The organism is Hyalangium sp. (assembly GCF_035629615.1).
Taxonomy (GTDB): Bacteria; Myxococcota; Myxococcia; order Myxococcales; family Myxococcaceae; genus Hyalangium.
In genome coordinates this window covers 1-3,120 of record NZ_DASPHO010000458.1, presented here as the reverse complement: position 1 = coordinate 3,120, position 3,120 = coordinate 1, and the positions used below count along the sequence as shown (strand labels likewise).

1 protein-coding gene is annotated in these 3,120 nt (G+C 69.6%); it reads left to right on the top strand.

All coding sequences use genetic code 11. The features are described from left to right. Nucleotides 1-3,120: MG2 domain-containing protein (locus tag VD972_RS23480; RefSeq protein WP_324990572.1), on the top strand; the 3,120-nt coding region annotated here is incomplete at both ends.

Here is a 3,120-nt window from a genome sequence, read left to right as displayed (position 1 = left end):
GAGCGCGGCGAGACGTATTCGAGCAAGGGCAACCGCGACCGGACCTCTCAGGCGCTGGAGCAGCTCGAGGCCGTGGCGCGGGGCTCCGGCGGCCGCTGGGCCAAGGAGGCCCGCGGGATCTTCTTCCGCATGGCGCTCCGGCAGATGGAGCAGGATCTCTACAACACGAAGCGCGTGGAGGGGCTCTGCGACCGTGTGCTGTCCTTGGAGCCCTCTGCCCAGGACCGCGCCCATGCCCGCCTCCTAAGGGCACGCGCGTGGATGCAGACGGGGGTGAAGGAGCGCCTCGCTCGCGCGGAGAAGGAGCTGCTGGAGATCGGCGGCGGCCAGACCGAGTTCGCCGATGACGCCCTCTTCATGCTCGGGCAGCAGAAGGAGAGCGCCAGCCAGTACCCGGCGGCGCTCGGGCACTACGGCCAGATCCAGTCTCGCTTCAGCGGTACGACCAGCAACGTCTTCGACCAGGCGCGCTCCCGCATCGAGGACATCCGCGGGCCACGACTCTCCGTCAGCACGCAGTACATCGAGCAGCCGGGCGTCAAGCCGACGCTGCAGATCTCCTTCCGCAACCTCGAAGAGGTGACGCTCACGCTGCGTCGCGCCGATCCGCTCCAGCAGAGCCCGGAGAAGCTCCTCCACTCCGAGCCCATGGGTGCTCCTGGCGCGGTGGTGAAGCAGTGGACGCGCAAGCTCACCACGCCCGCGCCTCACATGCCCTCCTCGCTGGCAGAGCCGCTCGAGGTGCCGGGCCCTGGCGCATGGATCGTCGAGGCCGCCAGCGGAAAGCAGACCGCGTCCGACTGGCTGCTCATCACGCCGCTGGCCATGGTCCTCAAGGTCGCGCATGAAGACGTCGCCGTGTTCGTGGCCGACGCGACGACGGGCGAGGCCGCCCGGAACGCGGAGGTCGTGGTCTTCGTGAGCAGCTATGACAGCAAGACGCACTACTTCAGGCTCCAGGGTCGCACCGACGAGGCCGGTCTGGCGCGGATCCCCCTGAAGCTCCAGGGCCGGCTGCAGGAGATCACCGCCTGGGCGAGCGGGGGCGGCCACGTCACCTTCGCGCGTGGCTGGGCGAGCGGCTACAGCTCGGACGAGCGCCGCGAGTGGCTCGTCTATGTGCTGCCGGATCGGCCGCTCTACAAGCCGGGCGAGGGCGTCGGGGCCAAGCTGTTCCTGCGCAGCCGCGCACATGGGCCCTCGACTCCGGTGGGAGGCCAGGCCGTGCGCGTTCGCGTCTTCGACGCGCAGTCCCGCGAGGTGCTCGCGAAGGAGCTCACGACGAACGCCTTCGGCACCGCGACACTCGAGTTCCCACTCGGGAAGGACGCGGCCCTGGGCCAGTGGCGCTTCCATGTGGAGTCCGCCGGAGGCGAGTCCCTGTACCTCCAGCAAGCCAGCAGCGTGTTCCGTGTGGAGGAGTTCAAGCCTCCGGAGTTCCAGGTGTCCGTGGAGCCCATGGGGAGTCCCGCTCCGGGCCAGCCGGTGAAGGTGCGCATCGCCGCCTCGCGCTACTCCGGTGGGCCGGTGGCCAATGCGACGGGCCGCGCCATCGTGACGGAGCAGGGCTACACGCACCAGTGGAGCCGCTGGGAGGATGACATCGACATAGGCTGGGGTGGCTATGGCGGCTATCGCGGCTATGAAGACGAGGAGCGCTACTACAGTGGCTGGCGGCACACGTACCGGCAGACGACGCTCACCTTCAAGACGGGCCCGGACGGCAGCGCGGAGCTGGAGCTGCCCAAGCCCCAGGACGCCGGGGATCGCAGCTACCAGGTGCAGGTGTTCGTCACCGACGCCAGCCGCCGTGAGGTGACGGGCAGCGGCACCGTCAACGTGTCCTCCAAGCCCGTCTTCGTCGATGTTCGCAGCAACCGCTACATCTACAAGCCCGGCGAGCCCATCAAGCTCAAGCTCCGCGCCGAGGACGCCAACGGCCGCCCCCAGTCCCCCGCCGTGGAGCTGCGGCTCGTGCGGCTGGAGAAGGATGGGACCCAGAGCCTCATCCTCAAGCGCGCCGCGCAGCTCACCAACGGGCGCGGAGAGGCGACGCTGGATGGCGACGCCGTGGGCTCCACTCGCATCGAGGTCCGCCGGCCTGGAGCTCCTGACAACGAGCCCCCCTACGCCACCACCGACGTGTGGCTCACGAGCGACGTCAAGCCGATCACCCCCCCCAACATGGGCTTCGCGCTCCTCACGGACCGTGCACCGCTCTCCGTGGGCGGGACGATCCGGGCGCTCCTGGTCACCCCGACCAGCGGGGGACATGCGCTCATCACGATCGAGGGACAAGCGCTGCACACCGCGAAGGCGTTCCCACTCAACGGGCGCGCGCGCTTCGTGGAGCTGCCGCTCACCGCCGCCATGACTCCCAACGCCTGGCTCCATGCCGGACGCTTCGAGCAGGGCTTCTTCCGCCAGACTCAGGCCGTGGTGAAGGTCTCCGGCACGGACAACGCCCTCCAGGTGAACGTGTCCCACTCCTCGGAGGTGGTGGAGCCCGGCGCCCCTCAGAAGGCCCGCGTCGAGGTGAAGGGCGCCCAGGGTGAGGTGGAGCTCATGGTCTCCTCCGTGGACGAGGCGATCTTCGCCATCGAGCCCGATCGGAGCGATCTGCTCTCCTTCTTCGGCCGCCGCCCGCAGCAGCAGTGGGTCACCACCGCAACCACCCTGAACCAGCGTGCGTTCCGGCCGGTGCAGCCCAAGGAGCCGGAGAAGATCGCGCAGTCCAAGAATGACGACGACAGCGCGCCGCTGAATGCACCCGCGCCCGCATCGCCCGCGATGTCCGCGGGGCCAAGGGATCAAGAGGAGAGCTCCGGCAAAGAAGCCCGGAGGCAGAGTCCGGCGAAGAAAGCGAAGGGGGCGTCCGCAGAGGACGCTGCGCCCGCCGAGCTCGCCTCCGCCGGACCGGGTGGCGGGGGTGGCACAGAGCCTCCCGTGAAGGTCCGGACGAACTTCAGCTCGTCCGCAGGCTGGTTCCCTCAGGTGCTTGCGAGCGGCCGGAACACGGAGCAGGCGCTCCGCGTGCCGGACTCCCTCACCCGCTTCCGCACGCTCGCGGTGGCCATGTCGAGGGGCGAGCAGATGGGGGCGGGCAAGGCCAGCTTCCGC